Here is an 18,851-nt window from a genome sequence, read left to right on the forward strand (position 1 = left end):
GTCTTCACTCCTCCGGGGCCAGGGCGCCCGTGGCAAGGCCGTCACGGGCGACTTCGGCGAGCTGCCGGCTCAGCTCGTCGACCTTGCGCATGCCTTCCTCGAATTCGGACAGGGCTCGGAAGGCAGTGCCGTACCGACGCTGCTCATCGATGTTCATGCGGGGGATACGGGAACCCCTGCCGTCAAGGCGGTAGGTCCCGCTGGCACTTGTGGACCGACGGGTGTTGACAGAGCTGCGCAGGAATCCCTGCAGATAGTCCGTGTCGAGCTGTTCGCTGGCCGAGACCGGTTCCGGACCGTCGTACGTGACGAGCCCGGCGCGAGCGAGATCCGCGACGCTGGTGGTGGCGCTGTCCAGTGAGCCTGGTCCACCGCCCGCCGCAAGCTCGGGCAGAAGTGCGGCGAGTCGGCGGATCTGGTCCTCCAGCTCCTTATGCAGGGCGGCGTACTCACCGGGATAGTCACGGTGCCGGGACCGGAGATAGCTGCCGGGGGTCAGGTCGACCGTGTCGTCGAGGAGTTCGATCAGTGGCACGTCGGCGACCTGGTCGGGGCGTGGTTCCAGGCTGCCGTCGGGACTGTTGCCAGTCAGGTCGACCATACGTACGGTGTGGTTCGTATCCGCACTTGCGGTGCTCTCGGGACGCTGCAGACACCACAGATGGACGGGCAGGGCATGAGAGGTCGCCGTCCCCGGCGGCAGGGCGACCACTTGGCGCACGATGCCCCGACGTACAAGTTCTGATCGAATGCGCCGACCTGCCTTGCGGTAAGCGACCGAGGCCGGCATGACCATGAGGACCTGGCCGCCGGGCTCTGTGTGCGCATAGGCGTGCTGGAGCCACGCGAGCTCTCCTTCGGCCTTGGACGGGGTGCCGAGTTCCCAACGGGAGTCGAGCAGCAGTTCCTCTCGCCCCCACTCGGTCACGCCGGCCGGCGGGTCGCAGACGACCAGGTCCGCCTTGAGATTCGGCCATTCGTCCGCGCGCAGGGAATCCCCCGCCAGGATGCGCACGCCTGATCGGCCCAGGAGGTCGGCGCGAAGCTGCGCGTAGCGGGCGCTGTCAGCGTCCACCTCCTGGCCGTAGCAGCCCATCCCGGCCTCGGAGGCGACGGACAGGAGCAGCACCCCGATGCCGCAGGCGGGATCGAAGACCGTGGCGTCGGCAGACAGTTCGGGAGCGAAGTGGCACATAGCCCGCACCACGCGCTCGGGAGTCACCTGGTCCGATCCCGCGCGCCGGGCAGAATCCATGAACCGTTCAGTCAGTCCGTTCACGAGGTCGACGGGCGCTTCGGTTTGAGCGAGCTCCCGTACACGGGTGGCGACGTCATCCGGCAGTCTCGGCTGATGTTCTCCGGCCAGCACCGCGGCCACCTCTGCCAGGCCCGTGATCATCTGTTCCCCGTACGCAGCCCGCATCGCCTGCCAGAGCTCGACCTCGGGTGACACCTCCTGGCCTTTGCGCTGCTTGTCCAGCCACTCCTGGACCTCGGCTAGCGCATAGAGCGGACTGTTCGCGGCACCTCCCGCCGGCGAGGGGAAGTCGTCGTAACGCCGACGCCAGTTGGAGACAGCGGCCCGAGTGACTCCGGCGAGCCGAGCAATCTCAGCACCGGTGACAAGAGGTCCGGCCGATGAAGCGGCATTGTCGGTCATAGCCCCAGCGTACACGGGCCGTCAATCGAATTCGAGCATTAACCCCGTTGACGACGTACACGCACTCCAGACTCTTGCAGGCACTTGGTTTCTTCTGAACCAGTGCGACATCGGCATCCCCTCACCTCAGCTCCCTTTCCCCGTGCCTCCGCCCCAAGGGGTCCCCGTACCCGCCTGACCGGGCAGCCGGTACAGGGGTGTCCCGCCGACGTACTCTGTGTTCGGCCGCAGGTCCGTGGGCAGGTCCCTCTCCACATGGCGCTTCCAGACCTTCGCGGTGGCCGGCGTCAGGGACGTCGTCGGAGGCGTGCCGTCCGCGAAGTACCGGCCGTCCGCCCTCAGGGTGGAGCGGGGCACCGGTTCCGGGCAGAGCCCGTCGCCGACCCCCAGACGCCCGAGGAAGTCCCGCCAGTCGTCCCTGCTGCCGCCGCGGAAGACGGCGTGCTCCGGGGGCACGGTCAAGCGGCCCCGGAGCTCCGCGATCTCCTCCGAGACGTCCTGCGCGCGGTCGATCAGCTCTGTGAGCAGCTTCGCCCGCTCTCCGCCCCAGTCGGCGCAGAACAGGGCCTTCGAGGCCGGAATCCACACACCGTCGGCGCCGAGGACGAGCAGCTCCATGTCCTGGATGTCGCGCCACGGCGCGGTCTCGCTCCGGGAGAGCCGAAAGGCCCAGGTGAGGACCTCCGCCGCGAGCTCCGGGGTAGGTCTGTCCCGCAGCGAGCGCGCGACCAGTGCCAGCAGTTCGTCGGCGCGGTACTCGTTGACCAGGCCGCCGTCCTCCAGCATCCGGCGGCCGGGCTGCTTGGTCGTGACGCTGCCGAGGCGGTTCTTCCACGGGATGTTCCGCGACACGAAGAAGACCCGGTGGCGCAGCGACCGCGGCAGGCCGGGGCCCCGGCCCGTGCGTGCGGAGCCCGGCTGGTCCTCGCCGTCCGCCCTGGGCGAGAAGAAGGCCGTGGCGCGCCGGGGCGTCCTGCCGTCGGCCGTGTTGCACTTGCGGAGCTTTCCCTCGTCGTCCACGAGGATGCGGCGGCCCTGGAGGGAGCGGGGCCGCTCGACGCAGCCGGCGAGCTCGTCGTAGAAGCGTGCCCAGTCTTCCGCCTGGAAGGGTGCACCGGCGAGGCGGCGGGCGAGGCTCTCGGCCCAGGTCGCCACGAGTTCGTCCGACGGCCGCAACGAGCGGCCGACGAGCGTGACCACGGCCTTCTCCAGCCGGGCCGCACGGTGCCCGGTGACGGACGGGTGCACGAGTACGGAGTCCGCCTCCCTCGTCAGCCGGTCGGTAGTGAAAAGGGTCCGGTCCTTGTCGTCCCACAGGCGGGTCTCCGCGAGGGAGGCCCACGGCCGCCGGGAGCCGGGAGCCAGGGGGACGACCGGGGCCGTGCCGACCTCGTGTCCGAGCCGCTCGAAGGCCCGGGTCAGCCGGTCGGACATGGACGCGTCCCAGCTCAGCAGATCGGCGCAGAGGGTCGGTGGGAGCTCGACGGTCCCGGCGGAGCAGGCGAGGAGCGTCTCGGCACCGAGGACGGCCAGCTCGTCCAGGAGGAAGTCGTTGAGCGGGACCGTCTTCTCGAGGTCGACGCGGGCAAGCTTGGCAAAGAAGGGCGCGTTCACATGGGCCGGCAGGGGGGCAACGGCCTGCTCGCCCATCGGCAGGTGGGTGTAGAGGCGTCCTTCGGCCGGTCCGTCCCCAACGGGAATCGCGAGGGTGACCCGGGCGTCTCCCTGCCAGTCGCGCCATCCCTCACTGATGTGGTCGCCGAGCACGCTGCGCTCGATCGCGTCGCCGAACTCGTCCGCCGCCACCTGCCGGTCGAGGAGGACAAACACATCTCCGTCGCCGACGGTCACCGTGCTGACCGTGAGCCGGTCGAGGACGGCGTCCACCCGCTCGGTCCGGACCAGGGTGCGCCGAGCGACCTCGCCGTCCTGCCTCTCCTCGACGGTGAGTGACCCGATGCGGCGCAGGAAGAGCAGCACCGGCGGGCCGGCGGACAGCGCGGTCAACTGCTCGGCCGCCTCGACCCGTGCCTCCTCGCTCTTGAGCGGCAGGCGCAGCACGGTCACGTATCCGTCGGCCGCGAAGCCGTTCACGGCGTCGGGGACGCCGTCGAGGGGGACAGGCAGACAGAGGTGGAAGACGTCGGCGGCCACCTCCGCTGCGAGGGTCACGTCGCCGCCCAGGAGATCCTTGAGCGAGGTCTCGTCGGCGAAGGTGAAGCGATAGCCGTCGAAGACCCGGCTTCCCGCCCCGGCGACCGAGTAGACCTGGGGTGCTCCGGTCAGCTGGAGAACGCTCTTGAAGCCGATCCCCTTGTTGCCGATGCCTTCCTCCGGTCGCTTGTCCGACTGTGCGATGTCGGTCATCGCGTCGAAGTTGCTGCCGCTGACGGGCCGTCCGGTGTTCGCCACGTACACCGCACCGTGCGGGCCCTCGTCGTGGTCGAGCCTGATCAGGACCCTGCCGCCGGGGTCATCGGAGTCATGCGCGTCGTGGGCGTTCTGAAGGAGCTCCACCAGGGCGCGGTGTCGTAGTCTCGGACGGCCTGTTCGATGAGGTTCTTGAGGCTCCGGAACAGGTTCCAGCGGTCCTTGGACTCCTGGTACGAAACAATGCGGTCGCGCGTCTTCGCACGCACTTCGGCGCTGCGGTCCGGCATAGTCATGTCCCCCTTTAGACGCGTTCGAGCGCACTGAACAGTACGGCGGTAGCGACCGCGGGGGCCACATGAAGGGGTACGAAGCCAGGGCGCCTGCCAGATGTCCTCGATACGGGCTGCGGCGCGGCCCGCGGGCAGCACTGTGCTGCCATCCGTCTGGTCACTGGGAGTATGTGTGGGTGAGTGCTGATGTGTTGGGACGCTGGGTGCCAGCTCGTCCCGAGGACGTGGCCACGGTCTTCACCGAGGCGGACTTCCCGTGGTGGATTGCCGGTGGTTACGCGATCGAACTCGCGGTCGGGCACGAGTTGCGGCCACACGGCGATCTCGACCTCCTGGTTCTCCGGCGTGACCAGGTCCGCGCACGGGGCCTCCTGGCCAGCTGGGACCTTTACGTGGCGGACCCGCCCGGCCAGGGAAGGCTGAGAACGTGGCTTCCTGGAGAGGTTCTTCCGCAGCCACTGCACGACATCTGGTGCCGCCGCACGCCCGAGGCCCCCTGGTCCATCCAACTCATGCTGGACGAGGCGGAGGGCACCCAATGGGTCTCGCGGCGTGACCCGGCAATCCGGCTCCCGATCGACCAGCTCGGGCGCACGAGCAAGACGGGCATCCCGTATCTCGCGCCCGAGGTCCAACTCTTCTACAAGGCCAAGGCGACCCGGAACAAGGACGAGGCCGACTTCGAAGCTGTACTGCCGCTGCTCGACGCTCCGGCGCGCGCCTGGTTGGCGGACGCGATCAACGTGATCGTGCCCGACCACCCCTGGCTTCGGCGGCTTCTACCTGTCAGCCGAACTTGAACAGAGGAACGTCGCAGAGGTCAGGTTCCGGTACCGAGTCACCGCGGGCAACACGCCCTCCGCAACAGGACTTGGCGCTGAGGAGGTGGTAAGTCCTGGTCACACACGCCGTGCTGGCGAACATGAGGCACAGTCGCCCTCATCGCACGTGTACTGGGCCGTAGCCCTTCGGACACTCCGTCAGGAGGCGTTCAGCAACTCACCAGTCTCCTCAGCACACCCCCACGACAGCGTGACGCCGGCGCCTCCGTGCCCGTAGTTATGTACGACCAGCCTGCCGTCCTCCTGTCGATCGGCCTCCACGCGGACCGTGGCCCGCGTTGGCCGAGCGCCGATCCGGTGCTCCAGAACACGTGCCTCGGCAAGACGAGGCTCGACCTTGGCGCAGCGGGCCAGGATGTCGGCCGCCGCACTGTCGTCGGGGGCGAGGTCGCCCTCACCGTCGACGGCGGTGCCTCCCAGGACGACGGTGTCACCGTGCGGATAGAAGCACAGCAGGTCCGGCGAGAGACCTGTGTCCTCGGAGAAGAACTCGGTCAGACCCGGATTGGTGACCACGACGTGCTGACCGCGGATGGGCCGAAGGTCCGGGTCCGGAACCAGGTCCTTGGCACCCAGTCCGGCGCAATTGACGATCACGGGGGCCATATCGGCGTCCGCGAGCGAGGTCAGGCGTCGCCGCTCAACCGTTCCTCCAACGGCATCAAGCCGACGCAGGAGGTAGTCGAGGTAGGTGGGCATGTCGATCAGCGGCACGGTGAACCAGTACCCGGCGGTGAACCCGGCCGGAAGCTCGGTCTGCTTGCACGGCCGGAAGCCTGGCAGAGTGATAGCCCAGTCCGGTGGCGCCTCGGCCGTGCGGGACGCCTCAATGCCGCTGGTCAGCCTGACGCCCGTCGACGGGTCCTCCGCCAGCTTGCGGAAGATCTCCAGGGAACGCTGCCCCCACTGGTCGACCTTGTCCTTCGGTTCGACCAGGTACGGCCCCCACATCGCCCCCGCCGCCAGCGACGTGACGCCTGGCACCTGCTCGGCGATCACGTGCACCGAAGCACCGGCCTCGGCGAGAACGACGGCGGTGGTGAGCCCCGCCACCCCAGCCCCGACAACGACAACGCGCTCCCCTGCGGTCATGATCCCGACCCTAACGGCCAGGTGGCGTCGACGGGGCGTGTTCGGCGAGGGCGTGTTCCAGGACCGGCAGGAAGCTGCGCACGTGGGAGTTGCGCTGTCGGCGCCGCAGGTCTGCGGCGAGCTGGTGGAGCAGGGCCGCACTGCGAGGCGAGCGCACGGCATCGAGGCGGTCGGCGGCGATCTGACCGATCTCGCACGCGGCCTCCAGGTCACCGTGGGCGCTGTGCCCCAGGGCCAGCCAGGCCCCTTCGAACATGGCCCTGCGCTGACTGGGGTCGCCTCGCGGGACGTCGTACGCTCCGGAACGAAGCATCTCCGCCCCTTGGGCGAGGAACCGCCGTCCCCTCGTTCCACCGTCCTCCTTCAGCTGCGCGCGGCCCATCTGAATGAGGCCGTACCCCGCCTGGCAGTCCAGGTGGTTGTCGGTGAGGAAGTACATCCAGCGAGGCTCTTCCTGGCTGCCGTCCCGGCTGGCGATCAGCTCGCGGGCGGCCCCGCGAGTGTGGGCGAAGTCGTTGTCGCGGCCAGCGGCGGCGTACGCGTAGGCGAGCCGCGACAGGACGGATGCCCGGACGATCGGCGGGGCGGCGTCGCTGGCTCGGCGGGCGGCCTCACCGAGAGCAATGGCGTCCGCGGGGTGGCCCCGGCTGGCCGCCTGGAAGGAGAGGTCGCCGAGGATATGGGCGCACAGGGGCAGGTCGTTCACCTGGTGCGCTGCCCGCAGCGCGGTGGCGAAGTAACGCTGCGCCAGATCGTGATCGGCGGCGTCGAAGGCCATCCAGCCGGCCAGCTGGCCGATCTCCGCGAGCGCGCGGATGAGGCGGCTCGCAACGGCGGGAGGGTGACCGCCTTCTCGGATCAGCAGCCCCACCGCACGGAACTGGGCACCCACATAAGGGAGGTGACGTGCCCCTCCGTGCTCGTCGTCAAGCGCGGAAAGCATGGGAAGGTGCTGTTCGACCTGGTCCACGAGCGGATCGCCACCCATGGACGGCGTGATCCGAGGTGTGTATTGGCCGCGCCCCGCGGTGCCGTCGAGGTACTGGGCGACGATCGCCAGGAGTCCCGCGCCCGAGATCGCGAGGAACCGGCGTCGGTCTACGAGCCCTCCCATCACCCAGTCCTCCACGATCGCCTCCATACCCTGCACGGTCCAGGGCCGTGCGAGATCCGTGTCCGCAGGGACGAGCGCCGAGGAGTCGCCCACGCGGCCCTGCCAGAGTTCGCCCACCGAGACAGGTCTACCCAGTTCCTGGGAGAGCACGTAGGCGGCCATCATCGGTAACGGCGAGCGCGGCAGCGAGCCTGCATCCCGCCAGTGGTACGGCGCCGACTCGGCCACCGTCCCCGCTCCGAACACCCTGTTCAGCTTGCGAGCAAGCGCCTTGGGGCTCCATCCGAGTTCATCCAGGCACCCCGCCAGTACGACATTGGGTTGCCCTGCCTGCGATACCACGTACGACCACCTCTTGCCCCAGTGGTTCATCCATCACTTGTCGCGCTCCCTCATGGTGACGCCCTCGGACAGCTGATTCACCTCCTTCTCAAGGAAGTTGACCGAGTTGACCCGTTGATCGGGTCCTGCGCGACCCCCCTCCTCCGGTGTTCTTGGATCCCGGCGGAAGGTGCCGCCCTCGGTGCCGACGGAAAGAGGTGGGACTTGAGACACCGCACGAGCACCTCCCCAGGCCGTCTCGGCATCGTGCTGGACCACGACGCCGAGCGTCCGCTCCGAGTCCCGGCGTCCGGGCACACCGACGGCGCCGACGCGACCACGCTGATCACGGATCTGCCGTACGGGCCGAAGGCGGCCGAAGTCGCGCGGGAGGCTGTGGCGGTCGCCCTCCACGACGCCCAGGCGGACCTGCTTGATGACGCCCGCCTGATCACGTCGGAGCTCGCGACGAACGCGTTCGCCTCGGGCAGGCCGCCTCTGGTCCTGTGCGTCGACCGCAGGAGTCAGACCGCCGGTGACCTGGAGGTCGAGATCACGGTCACCGACGGCGGCTGTTCTGACCCCGCGCCCTGCTCTCCTCCAGCTCCTGAGGAGGAGGCCGAATCGGGACGAGGGCTGGTCATCGTCGAGGCATTGGCCGATGCCTGGTCGCTGACGACCGGTACCCACGGCACCCGTGCCTGGTGCCGACTCAGGCGCGGGTCCCACCACTCGCCCGACGGCACCCATTGATGTCCACGCCCACGACACCCCTTCTTCGAAGGAGGCACCACACGGTGCGCATCGACCATGCCACTCCACCTCCCCCGCCGACGGCCGCCGTACCGGAGGCGGTCCGCCAGCCCCGTGTCGTCGTCGCCCTCCACGAGGGCTTCTATGGTGCGGCGTCGGGCACCGGCTTCAGCAACCGCGCCTTCCTCACGGCCCTCACCCGCCTGCTGCCGCCGGGCCACCTCTCCGTCATCACCCCGCATGTGTCGGGGACAGCGGGAGCGCACGACCGGCGGTGGGCCGGCGAAGTCCAGCAGATGCTGCGGCAGGCCAGGGCCGACGTCATCACGATCCCGGAGGTCCAGGCGACGCCGGACTCGATCCACGGCTCCATGCAGCTGTGCGACCTGGCAGGCGAGGCGGCCGTACGTGTCGCCGACCGCGCGAGCCGGTGCCTTCTCATCGGCCTCGACATCCCCTTCCTCGGGCTGGCCCCCTACACGTCGCCGACCACGGACCTGCTGCTCGTTCCCCGCTCCACGACGGCGCTGACGAGGCCCAAGGACATGTCCCGAGTCCGCTGGGAGCGGGACGCCCTGCGGGCGGCGACCGTCCGAGGCGGGCGGATCGGCGCCATCTCCTCCCACATGCGCGGCCACCTCGTCGTCAGTTACGCCGTCCCTCGGGGAAGCATCGTCAGCGTCCCGAACGGGCTGATCCGGGAGGAGATGGCCCCGCCTACGAGCGCGCCGCCCCTGCCCTTCAAGGCCCGCGCCGGGTTCCTTCTCGCCATGGGCCGTGCCGTGCCGACGAAGGGCTTCGACGACCTCCTGGAGGCGCTGCACATTCTCAAGGAGCGCGGGTTCCGCGCCCCGCACCTGGTCCTGGCGGCGGCGACCTCGGACGCACACGAGCGCCCGACGTCGTACCAGGAGGACCTGGCGGCGCGCATCCGCGCGTACGGCTTGGACGCGACGCTGATCACGCGCTTCACCCCCGCGATCCGCGCCTGGCTGCACAACCCGGCCCTGCGTGCGGTCGTCGTTCCCTCGCGGGAGGAGCCCTTCGGGCGCATCCCTCTGGAGGCGTTCGCGGCCGGAGCGGGCCCGGTGGTGGCAACCACGGCCGGCGGACTGGCCCAGACCGTCGTCGACGGCGAGACCGGCTTCACCGCCGCACCCCGTGACGCCAGGTCCCTGGCTTCCGCGCTTCACCGCGCCCTGACCGTCCTGCCCCGCGAACGCGACCGGCTCCGGAGCGCCGGGGCGGCCCTGGTGCGCTCGCGCCACGACTACGAGGCCAGCATCGGTTCCGTCGTCGAACGCATCGCTCCTTGGGCTCTTGTGCCGGCGTCGAGCGCGGTGGGCCGAGCGCGATGAACCGGCCGGTCGTGTTGATCAGTCTGGAGTCCCCGCACTCCTTCTGGCGGTTGTCCGCCGAGCACGAGCGGGCGCTGTCTGCCGCCTTCCCCGGTGTCGAGTTCCGTACGGCGACTGAGGAGGTCGTGCCGCACCAGCTGGCCGAGGCGCACGTCTATTTCGGCTGGACGTTCAAGCCGTCGTGGCTGCTCGGCACGCCTCATCTGAGGTGGATCGCGTCCCCGGCAGCCGGCACCGACCATCTGCCCGTCGCCGAGGCCCACTCCGTCGGGGTGGCTCTGACCCGCTCGTACGGGTTCCACGGCATGCCCATGGCCGAGCACGCCATGGGGATGCTCCTGGGCTTCTCACGCGGGCTGTTCATGAGCCAGCTCGCCCAGCGGAACCGGACCTGGTGGAAGGGCGACCTGGCCGAGGAGTTCTTCGACCTGGCGGGGGCGACGATGACCATCGTCGGCTGCGGCAGTATCGGCGGACACCTCGCGCGTGCGGCCCGCTCCTTCGGCATGGACGTCATCGGCGTACGGCGGACGCCGCCGGTGGCCGCCGAGGGCGGGATCACGTGGATGCACACGTCGGCGGCGCACCAGGCGGTCGCTGTCGCCGACGTGGTGGTCGATCTGCTGCCCGCCAACCGAGCCACGGACCGGTTCTTCGACCACGACCTCTTCACGGCGTTCAAGCCGAAGTCCGTCTTCCTCAACCTCGGCCGCGCGGCGACCGTCGATCAGGCAGCCCTCCTGGCCTCGCTCAACGTCGGCCACCTTCGCGGCGCCGCCTTGGACGTCTTCGACCCGAAACCACTGCCCGCCCGCCATCCACTGCGGCTCCACCCCCGGGTCGTCCTCACGCCGAAGAGTTCCACGCTCAGCCGCACGTACATGAACGAGGCGGTCGCGTTCTTCGCCGACAACCTGCGCCGCTACCTCACCGGCCAGCCGCTCAACGGTCTGGCCGAGGTGACCGCTGCCCGCTTTCCCCTCGTAGGAGGCTGACCGATGCCCGCCACACGCCACCGCGACCTGGCCGCCGCCTTCGCCGCGACCGGCCGCAACCACCCCTACCTGGCCTTCACCCTGAACTCGCTCTGCAACCTGGACTGCGTGTTCTGCAAGCCACGCTGCATGCCGGACTACGGGCACAAGGACCGTCCCCTGACCGCCTCCGACTACGCGGCCATCGCCGCCGAGGCCGGCGCCTGGAAGATCAAGAAGGCGCACTGCTCCGGCGGCGAGCCGACCCTACGGGCGGACATCCTCGACGTGATCGCGGGCCTGGCCGCCGGCCTCGGACCCGACGCCGCGATCGGGATGACCAGCCACGGCAACCTGCGCCGCGGCCTGAGCGTCGAGAAGCTCCACAGCGCCGGCCTGACCTACCTCAACCTCAGCCTCCACAGCCTCGACCCCGACCGATCCGCCGAGATCATGGGCGGCGGCGACCCACGCGTCACCCGGCGCACCCTCGACACCGCCCTCGCCCTCGGCCTGCGCGTGAAGATCAACTGCGTCCTCCAGCGCACCTACGTGGACGACGCCTTCACGGTGGCCGGGCTCGCCCGCGAACTGCCCATCGCCGTCCGGCTGATCGAACTCCAGAACATCGGCCCCGCCCAAGCGCTCTTCGACACCGAGTTCATCAACGAGGCCGAGGTCCGCGACCGTCTCCACGCGTGGTTCGCGAACGCAGGCGAGGTCCGCAGGGACGAACTCGGGGTCCGCGGCCCCGGGCAGTACCTCCGCCCGGACGGCTGGGCGGGCTCGATCGGCTTCATCTCCAACTCCAGCTGCGCCACCTGCTCCGATGCCAACCGCATCAAGATCACGCCCACCGGTGTGGCACGCCCTTGCATCCTCCACAACCGCGACATCCCCCTGAAGCCCCACCTTGCCGAGGGCACCCTCGGCGACGCCTTCGCCCACCTCTTCCAGGCCATGCTCGACCGCAACACCAACGACGCCTGGCAGGGCTTCCACTACGTCGACTACGACCTGCGCTGGGACCGGATGGAGCGCCCCGAAGGCACCCCCGTCCTGCCCGTGCTGCCTCTGGTCACCACGGACGCGGCCCGGCCCGCCTGCGCCCGCGCCTCATCGGGGGAACGGTGATGGCGGTGGTCGAAGCACCGTCCCTCTACCTCGGGCTCGGAGCGCTGTACGAACGCGAGCTGGACGCCCACGGCGTCGGCGCGGTGATGCTCACCCACAAGTGGCAGCCGGCCGACCTGCTGGCTCCCCACTCCGACATAGACGTACGGGTCCTCCTCTCCCGGGCCCCGACGGACTGGGAACAGTGGAACCACCGCCTGGCTGCCGCGCACACCGCCGCGGTCGGCCGGGAGGTCTCCCACCGGCGTCTCCTGGAGCATCCGCCCGGCTTCGCCTTCACCGTGGCCGAGGTGGACGGACGGCTCGTCTCCGCGCCCGAACTCGCGACCTGGTCGTTGATCAGCGGGAGTGCGCGGGACTTCCAGCGTTGGAAGTCCCGGGCCCAGATGGCGCCATGGTGCGACGTCGACGAGCGGTTCTATCGGGGCATCCTCCAGGGGCGGCTGGGCGGCCGGTACCAGCTGGCGGCGGACAGTACGGACAACGTGGTGGAGGACATCGCCGCGTACCGGCGCCACTGCGTGGCCTGGCACTACCTGGCCCCGTGCTGGTTCGCCGCAGCCGCGCTCGCGACACGGACGCGCTGTCCCGGTAAGACGGCCGCGCTCACACAGTGGCGGCCGGATGGGTTGGACGGGTACGCCGAGCTGTTCCTCGGGCACGCCGAAGATCGACCCAATGCCCGTCGGCGGAGTCCGCGTCACCTGCTCCGCACGGCCCACGTCGCCCTGGAGGCTGCGATGCGCCGCGTTCCCGACGCGGCCGGCACTACCAGCAAGATCAATGAGCAGGCCCGTACAGACTGGGTGATGACCGCCGGGATGCTCCGCGTACGAGTCGCCCGCTGGCTGTACTACCTCGACCCGCCGCCCGGCGTGGCGACGGACTACCTGATCCGGCGCGAGGCGAAGGAACTCCGAGCCGCCGCACAGGCCCTGAACGCGCTCGCGGCCGACGAGGCCACTCCCGCCCAGCGGCTGGCCGCCCGGATGGCGGCGCTGATCCCCACCGGACCGACCACCGCCGGCACCCTGCGCGCAACCCTCTCGCTCTGGCACCGGCAGAAGTCCACCGTGCAGGACTTCCTCAGCCTCACCCCCGGCGACGTCCACCCCTGACCCAAGGAGTCCCGCCATGCCCGCGCGTGCGCCCATGCCCCGCACCCTGAGGACGGCCAAGATCAAGATCACGACGAAGTGCAACCGATCCTGCGACTTCTGCATCTTCGCCGACGGCGCCCAGGGCGAGAACATGTCCCAGGAGCTGTTCTCCACCATCCTGACCAGGCTGGAGACCATCCCCTTCCAGCAGCTGCACATCAACGGCGGCGAACCCACCGTGCACCGGGACTTCCCCGCCCTCAGCGACGCGGCCCGCACCCGCCTGCCGGACAAGGCCATGGTCCTGGGCACGAACGCCATCACCCTGGCCCGCAACAAGCGGATCATGGAGGCGACCCTCCGCTCGTACGACCAGGTCCTCATCGGCTGCGACGACGAGCACGAGAACTACGACGAGGTCCACGCCGTCGTTCCCCGCCTCCGCGAGGCAGGCAAGACCGTGGTCATCAACAGCGTTCTGGAAGGCATCAGTTCCACCCGCCTCACACATCTCGCGAGGCTGTGCGACACGTACGGCGCCATCCACGTCACCAACCACGTGCACCACGTCGACGTCGGTCAGCCGGTCAACGAGCTGCGCGGCATCTGCGACCGCTACCTCGACCAGCACCTGATGATCGAGATGGACGGGTCCTGCTACCGCTGCTTCAACGCCATGGCGAAGGACGACAGCGAATTCAGCATCTGGGACGAGGACTTCGCGGCCAAGGTGTTCGCGCCTCGTGACCACCACTTCCGGTTCTGCCTGCGCTGCCACGAGTACACCGACTCCGGCGCCGCCCTCCTCCCCACCCCGGCCCTCACCGTCTGACCCCAGACCGGAGGTACACCACCATGCCCGCAGTCCTCGGACTGAACTTCCACCACGACACCAGCGCCGCCTTAGTCGTCGACGGCCGCCTCTACGCGGCCGAGGAAGAACGCTGGAGCGGCGTCAAGCACAATCACCCCACGCGCAAGGGCACGCTCGCCGCCCCGACCCGCGCGCTCCAGTGGTGCCTGGAGGCCGCCGGCCTCGAACCGCAGGACATCGACGCCGTCTGGGCCGCCTCCATGCGCCCCAACCCCGCCGCCGGCTGGTGGCTGGCCGAGGAGCGTGACGAACTCGCCGCCCTCCTGCCCGCCCCGCTCGGCGAGCACCTCCGCCTCCTCTCCCACCACACGGCCCACGTGCTCTCCGGCTACCTGCTCTCCGGCCACGACCACGCGGCCGGCCTCGTCATCGACGCCGGCGGCTCCTCCCTCGGCTCCGACTTCGGCCCTGGCCGGGAGCGCATCACCGGGTACGACCTGCGAGCCGATCGCATCGACCGCCTCCACCAAGGCATGCCGACCGTCGTGCCCAGCCCGGCCGGCCCCCGGCGCGTTCACTCCTCCCTCGGGCACTTCTACCGGAATCTCGCGCGGCGGGTGGTCCCGCCCGGCGACGAGCCCGAGGGCAGCATGATGGCGCTCGCAGCCTTCGGCGATCCCCAGCATTACGGAGCGCAGATCCGCGAGCTGATCCGGCTCGGCGACGACGGCGAGGTCCGCATCGACCACCCCTGGGGCTCGGCGGACAGCAGCACCCCGCTGCTGCTCGGTGGTCGGGCCTGGACCGCCGACAACGTCGCGGAGCAGCCGGAACACGAGCGGGCCGACCTGGCCTCCGCCGTCCAGGAGGTCTTCGCCGAATCCGTCGTCCACATCGCCCGCCACCTGCAACGGCTCACCAGAGCCTCAACGTTGGTGTTCTCCGGCGGGTGCGCCCTGAACTCCCATCTCAACGGCCAGCTGGCAGCCGACAGCGGCTTCGACACCCTCTTCGTGGCACCGGCCCCACACGACGCGGGCACCGCCGTGGGCGCCGCGCTCTACGGCTGGCACTACCAGCTCGGGCAGGAGCGCCTCCCGGTGCCGACCGACGCGGCCTGGGGCCCGCAACCCGGCGCCCTACCGACCACCGCGGTGCCGCCCGGATACCGCGCGCTGACCGACCTCGGCCCGGGTCTGGCGCCCACGGTGGCCGCGCTCCTCGCGGAACGCCACATCGTCGGCTGGGTGCAGGGGCAGCTCGAATTCGGGCCGCGAGCCCTCGGTCATCGCTCGATCCTCGCCCACCCCGGCCACGCCGCCACGCGCGACCGGCTCAACGCGATCAAGAAGCGAGCCGCATACCGCCCCTTCGCGCCGGCGGTCCTCGCCGAGCACGCCACGGAGTGGTTCATGTCGGCGGGCGACCCCTTCATGAACCGTGTCGCCCGCGTCCGCCGATGCCGAGCGGACCGCATCGCCGCAGTCACCCACCACGACGGCACCGCCCGCGTCCAGTCCGTCGCCCCCGACCACCAGGGCCTGCACGAACTCCTGGAGCGCTTCCACGAGCGCACCGGACTGCCGCTGCTGCTGAACACCTCCTTCAACCGCAAGGGCACCCCGATCCTGCGGACCGCCGAGCAGGCCCTGGCGGCGGCGGCAGACCTGGGCCTCGACGCCCTGGCGGTCGGCGACACCATGCTGCTCGCCGACCACGTGCCCGACCCCCGTGCCACGGCCGCCCGTACGAGGTGAGGCGGATGAACCCCATCGACCTGGACCACGTCCTGACCGTGCTCGGCGCCGCCGCGTGGGGCACGGACGAGCAGTCCCGCGCCCGCGTCGCCGGCGCCCTCGCGCTAACCGTGTACGACGGCCACACCCGCGACCAGGGCACCCCGTACCTGGAACACCCGCTGGCCGTCGTCACGCTCCTGCGCACCGAGATCAGGGTCAGCCACCCCGAGACCCTGCTCATCGCCCTCCTCCACGACGCCCTGGAGGTGGCCCCCGAATCGGAGGCGCTGCTCGTCCAGCACCTCGGCGCCCCGTTCACCTGCCGCCTGCGGGCGATGACAGCCGACCACCGCCTCGAACAGCGCCCCAAGGCCGCCGACGACGAGTCCAGCTGGCGCTTCAAGCAGGCCGCGCTCCCGTCCGCGGACCTCCTCATCCGGCTCGCCGACCGCCTCCACAACCTGCGCGATGTCGCCGCCTCGCCCAACGTCGACAGGCGTCGGCGGTTCCTCCAGAGCCTGCAGGACTTCTACCTCCCGCTCGCCGACGCCGCCTGCGGCCTCAGTCCCCACCTAGCGGCTATGCACGCGCTGCTCCACGCCGAATACGTGCAACGCCAACAGGAGGTACACCCGTGAAGCGGATCGTCTACTCGATGGAACCGGTCGGCCGGACCGGCGGCCGGGTCTACCTGCGGATGCTCCACGAGGCGACGGCCGACGACGTGGAGTGGCGCACGGTCCCGGACCACAAGCGCACCTACCGCGTCCGCCGCTGGCGCAAGCTCCGCCACCTCGCCCGCCTGGCCCCGACCATCCGGGCGCTCGACAGCACCACGGGTATCGTCGTGTGGGACGACCTGAGCCTGCTGCTCTTCACGCCGGAGATGCGGGCCCGCACGGTGTTCCTCCTGCACCACTACGAGCCCCTGCAGCACGACTCCGCTCCCGTCGAGGCCATGCTCTGGGAACACCTGTTCCGCGCACTGCCCCAGTGCGCCGCCGTGGTCTGCGTCGCCCCGTACTGGGCCGATTTCCTCCAGGCCCGAGGCGTCCGCAACGTCCGGGTGATCTACAACGCCTTCGACATGACGGAGGTCGAACGGGCCCGCGGCTTCGACAGGACCGAGTGCCGCGCCGAGTTCGGTCTGTCGCCGGACGTGATCGGGGTGTACGCGGGCAAGGCCGTGCACTGGAAGGGAACCGAGGAGGTCTCGGCAGCCCTGGCCAGCACCCCCGGGCTGCGGGTGATCACCAGCGGCAGCAACACCATCGGCTTCGACGGCGCACACTACGACGTGGAACGCGAGCGGTACCTGCGGCTGCTGTGCGCGTGCGACGTCGGCGTCTTCCTCCCCCAGATGCGGGAGGGCTGGAGCCGCTGCGCGGCCGAGGCGCTGCTGCTCGGCCTGCCCTGCCTGATCCGCCCGGTGGCCGGCCTGGGCGACCTCGCCAGACTGACCGGCCAGCCGTTCCCGGACCTCGGCCGCCTGTCGGCGCAGGTCCGGGAACGCGCGGCGGCGCGCCAGACCGAGGCCAAGGCCGCTTACGAGGCCCTGGCCCGGTTCGATATGAACTACTTCGGCAACGCCTGGGGCGACCTCCTCGCGAAGGTCGCCTGACCGACGGGCTACGCCTGCGCGGCGGCCAACTTCTTCGCCGCCGCGTCCAGACGGGCCAGCACGCGGTCCCGGCCGAGCAGCTCCATGGACTCGAACAGCGGGAGTCCGATCGTCCGGCCGGTGACCGCGACCCGGATGGGCGCCTGGGCCTTGCCCAGCTTGAGGCCGTGCTTCTCACCGACGGCGAGCAGGACGGCCTTCAGGTCGTCCGCCTTCCAGTCCGCGACGGTGGCCAGCTCGGCACGGGCGTCGGACAGGATGTCGCCGGCGCCCGCCTTCATCGCCTTGTTCCACGACGCCTCGTCATCGACCGGCTCGTCGAGGAACAGGAAGTCCACGTAGCTGGTGATCTCCGACAGCAGGGCCAGTCGGGTCTGGGCCAGCGGGGCCGCCACCTCGAAGAGGTCCTTGTCGAACGCCTCCGGCGCCCACGGTGCGTACGGAGCGACGAGCCACGGCGCGCAGGCGTTGGCGAACTGCTCCGGCGAGAGCGCGCGGATGTAGTCGCCGTTGAACGCCGTCAGCTTCTTCACGTCGAAGAACGCCGGCGCGGTGTTGACGTCCTCGATCCGGAAGAGCTGCTCCAGCTCCTCGTACGGCATGATCTCCCGGTCGTCACCAGGACCCCAGCCCAGGAGCATGAGGTAGTTCACCATCGCCTCGGGCAGGAAGCCCTCAGCCAGGTAGTCCTCCAGCGCGACCTTGTCACGGCGCTTGGACAGCTTCTGCCGCTTCTCGTTCACGATCACCGGCAGGTGCGCCCACACCGGCGGCTTCGCACCGAGCGCCTCCCACAGCAGCTGCTGCTTCGGCGTGTTCGACAGGTGCTCCTCGCCGCGGATGACCTGCGTGATGCCCTCGTCCAGGTCGTCGACGACGTTGGCGATCAGGAAGACGGGGGATCCGTCACCGCGAGCGATCACGAAGTCCTCGATCGCGCTGTTCGGGAACGCCGGCTCCCCGCGGATCAGGTCGACCACGACGGTCTCGCCCTCGTCCGGCGTCCGGAACCGCAGCGCCCGGCCCTCCTCGAAGGCCAGCCCCCGGTCGCGGCAGAAGCCGTCGTACCCGAGGTGATCCGAGCCCGTGCGCTCCTTCAGCTGCTCTCGGGTGCAGTCGCAGTAGTACGCCCGCCCGGCCGCGAACAGCTGCAGACCCGCCTCGCGGTGCCGGTCGGCGTTGTGCGACTGGAAGTACGGCCCCTCGAAGGCCGCGTCCTCACCGTGGATGCCGATCGCCGCGAGCGCGTTGATGATCCCGTCGATCCACTCCGGCTGGTTCCGGGCCGCGTCGGTGTCCTCGATCCGCAGGACGAACGTGCCGCCGGACTGTCGCGCCACAGCCCAGTTGTAGAGAGCGGACCGTGCACCACCGACATGGAACATGCCGGTCGGGGACGGGGCGAAACGAACGCGAACCGGAGCAGTAGACATGCGCTCCAGAGTACCGACGCCGAACACCCTCTCTGGACCACCCCGCCCACCCTCACCCCATCGTTTTCGAGCCTTCCTCGCCCTCTGTTCGTACGCGCCCTGCCCGCGGTCGAGCAGCTGCTCGACCACATCGGCATCGGTCTAGGCCGTGTTTTGAAAATCGGCTCGGCGCCTCGTCCCGCATCGCGATGATCTGGGTGTGGGGCGAGGGGATCTTTCTGACGAACAGTGGG

15 protein-coding genes are annotated in these 18,851 nt (G+C 70.0%); 10 read left to right on the forward strand and 5 right to left on the reverse strand.

The features are described from left to right. Positions 1 to 4: 4 nt before the first annotated feature. Positions 5 to 1,660, reverse strand: a complete 1,656-nt coding sequence (locus tag ACF1BN_RS35595; RefSeq protein WP_392335738.1) for an N-6 DNA methylase — start codon at positions 1,658 to 1,660, stop codon at positions 5 to 7. 126 nt (positions 1,661 to 1,786) lie between these two features. Beyond that, on the reverse strand, positions 1,787 to 4,177 hold the full coding sequence (locus ACF1BN_RS35600) for a sacsin N-terminal ATP-binding-like domain-containing protein (protein WP_392335739.1): 2,391 nt from the start codon (positions 4,175 to 4,177) through the stop codon (positions 1,787 to 1,789). A 322-nt stretch (positions 4,178 to 4,499) separates the two neighbouring features. Here ACF1BN_RS35600 and ACF1BN_RS35605 point away from each other — a divergent pair, with 322 nt between their 5' ends. Continuing rightward, positions 4,500 to 5,123, forward strand: a complete 624-nt coding sequence (locus tag ACF1BN_RS35605; RefSeq protein ID WP_392335740.1) for a nucleotidyltransferase domain-containing protein — start codon at positions 4,500 to 4,502, stop codon at positions 5,121 to 5,123. 180 nt (positions 5,124 to 5,303) lie between these two features. Here the strand turns inward: ACF1BN_RS35605 and ACF1BN_RS35610 are convergent, their stop codons facing one another. Together ACF1BN_RS35610 and ACF1BN_RS35615 are read right to left on the reverse strand one after the other, a co-directional pair. After that, a complete protein-coding gene (locus ACF1BN_RS35610) occupies positions 5,304 to 6,257 on the reverse strand; it encodes an FAD-dependent oxidoreductase (protein WP_392335741.1) in 954 nt (317 codons plus the stop codon). A gap of 10 nt (positions 6,258 to 6,267) precedes the next feature. Next, positions 6,268 to 7,743 (reverse strand): carph-isopro domain-containing protein, encoded by a 1,476-nt coding sequence (locus ACF1BN_RS35615; RefSeq protein WP_392335742.1) that lies wholly within the window; start codon positions 7,741 to 7,743, stop codon positions 6,268 to 6,270. A gap of 174 nt (positions 7,744 to 7,917) precedes the next feature. Between ACF1BN_RS35615 and ACF1BN_RS35620 the strand changes: the two genes are divergently transcribed. From ACF1BN_RS35620 to ACF1BN_RS35660, 9 genes are read left to right on the forward strand one after another with little or no spacing between them, the layout of a single operon-like run. Then, positions 7,918 to 8,445 carry an ATP-binding protein gene (locus ACF1BN_RS35620; RefSeq protein ID WP_392335743.1) on the forward strand — a complete coding sequence of 176 codons (528 nt, stop codon included), beginning with the start codon at positions 7,918 to 7,920 and terminating at the stop codon, positions 8,443 to 8,445. Between the two features lie 44 nt (positions 8,446 to 8,489). Next, on the forward strand, positions 8,490 to 9,803 hold the full coding sequence (locus tag ACF1BN_RS35625; protein ID WP_392335744.1) for a glycosyltransferase family 4 protein: 1,314 nt from the start codon (positions 8,490 to 8,492) through the stop codon (positions 9,801 to 9,803). Beyond that, positions 9,800 to 10,798, forward strand: a complete 999-nt coding sequence (locus ACF1BN_RS35630) for a D-2-hydroxyacid dehydrogenase (protein WP_392335745.1) — start codon at positions 9,800 to 9,802, stop codon at positions 10,796 to 10,798. Before ACF1BN_RS35625 ends, ACF1BN_RS35630 begins: the two co-directional genes overlap by 4 nt. Before the next feature lie 3 nt (positions 10,799 to 10,801). Next, positions 10,802 to 11,911, forward strand: a complete 1,110-nt coding sequence (locus ACF1BN_RS35635; RefSeq protein WP_392335746.1) for a radical SAM protein — start codon at positions 10,802 to 10,804, stop codon at positions 11,909 to 11,911. Beyond that, positions 11,911 to 13,029, forward strand: a complete 1,119-nt coding sequence (locus tag ACF1BN_RS35640; protein ID WP_392335747.1) for a hypothetical protein — start codon at positions 11,911 to 11,913, stop codon at positions 13,027 to 13,029. The genes ACF1BN_RS35635 and ACF1BN_RS35640 overlap by 1 nt, the downstream gene beginning before the upstream one ends. Before the next feature lie 16 nt (positions 13,030 to 13,045). Next, a complete protein-coding gene (locus ACF1BN_RS35645; protein WP_392335748.1) occupies positions 13,046 to 13,843 on the forward strand; it encodes a radical SAM protein in 798 nt (265 codons plus the stop codon). Between the two features lie 23 nt (positions 13,844 to 13,866). After that, positions 13,867 to 15,582, forward strand: coding sequence for a carbamoyltransferase C-terminal domain-containing protein (locus ACF1BN_RS35650; protein WP_392335749.1), 1,716 nt, complete (start codon positions 13,867 to 13,869; stop codon positions 15,580 to 15,582). A 5-nt stretch (positions 15,583 to 15,587) separates the two neighbouring features. Then, positions 15,588 to 16,202, forward strand: coding sequence for an HD domain-containing protein (locus ACF1BN_RS35655; protein ID WP_392335750.1), 615 nt, complete (start codon positions 15,588 to 15,590; stop codon positions 16,200 to 16,202). After that, positions 16,199 to 17,185 (forward strand): glycosyltransferase, encoded by a 987-nt coding sequence (locus tag ACF1BN_RS35660; RefSeq protein ID WP_392335751.1) that lies wholly within the window; start codon positions 16,199 to 16,201, stop codon positions 17,183 to 17,185. Before ACF1BN_RS35655 ends, ACF1BN_RS35660 begins: the two co-directional genes overlap by 4 nt. An 8-nt stretch (positions 17,186 to 17,193) precedes the next feature. On the opposite strand, the gene gltX is transcribed toward ACF1BN_RS35660, so the two are convergent. Beyond that, entirely contained in the window at positions 17,194 to 18,570 is a 1,377-nt protein-coding gene (gene gltX, locus ACF1BN_RS35665) for a glutamate--tRNA ligase (RefSeq protein ID WP_392335753.1), read from the reverse strand. Positions 18,571 to 18,851: the final 281 nt, after the last annotated feature.

It is taken from the genome of Streptomyces sp. NPDC014861 (genome assembly GCF_043081625.1).
Classification (GTDB): domain Bacteria; phylum Actinomycetota; class Actinomycetes; order Streptomycetales; family Streptomycetaceae; genus Streptomyces.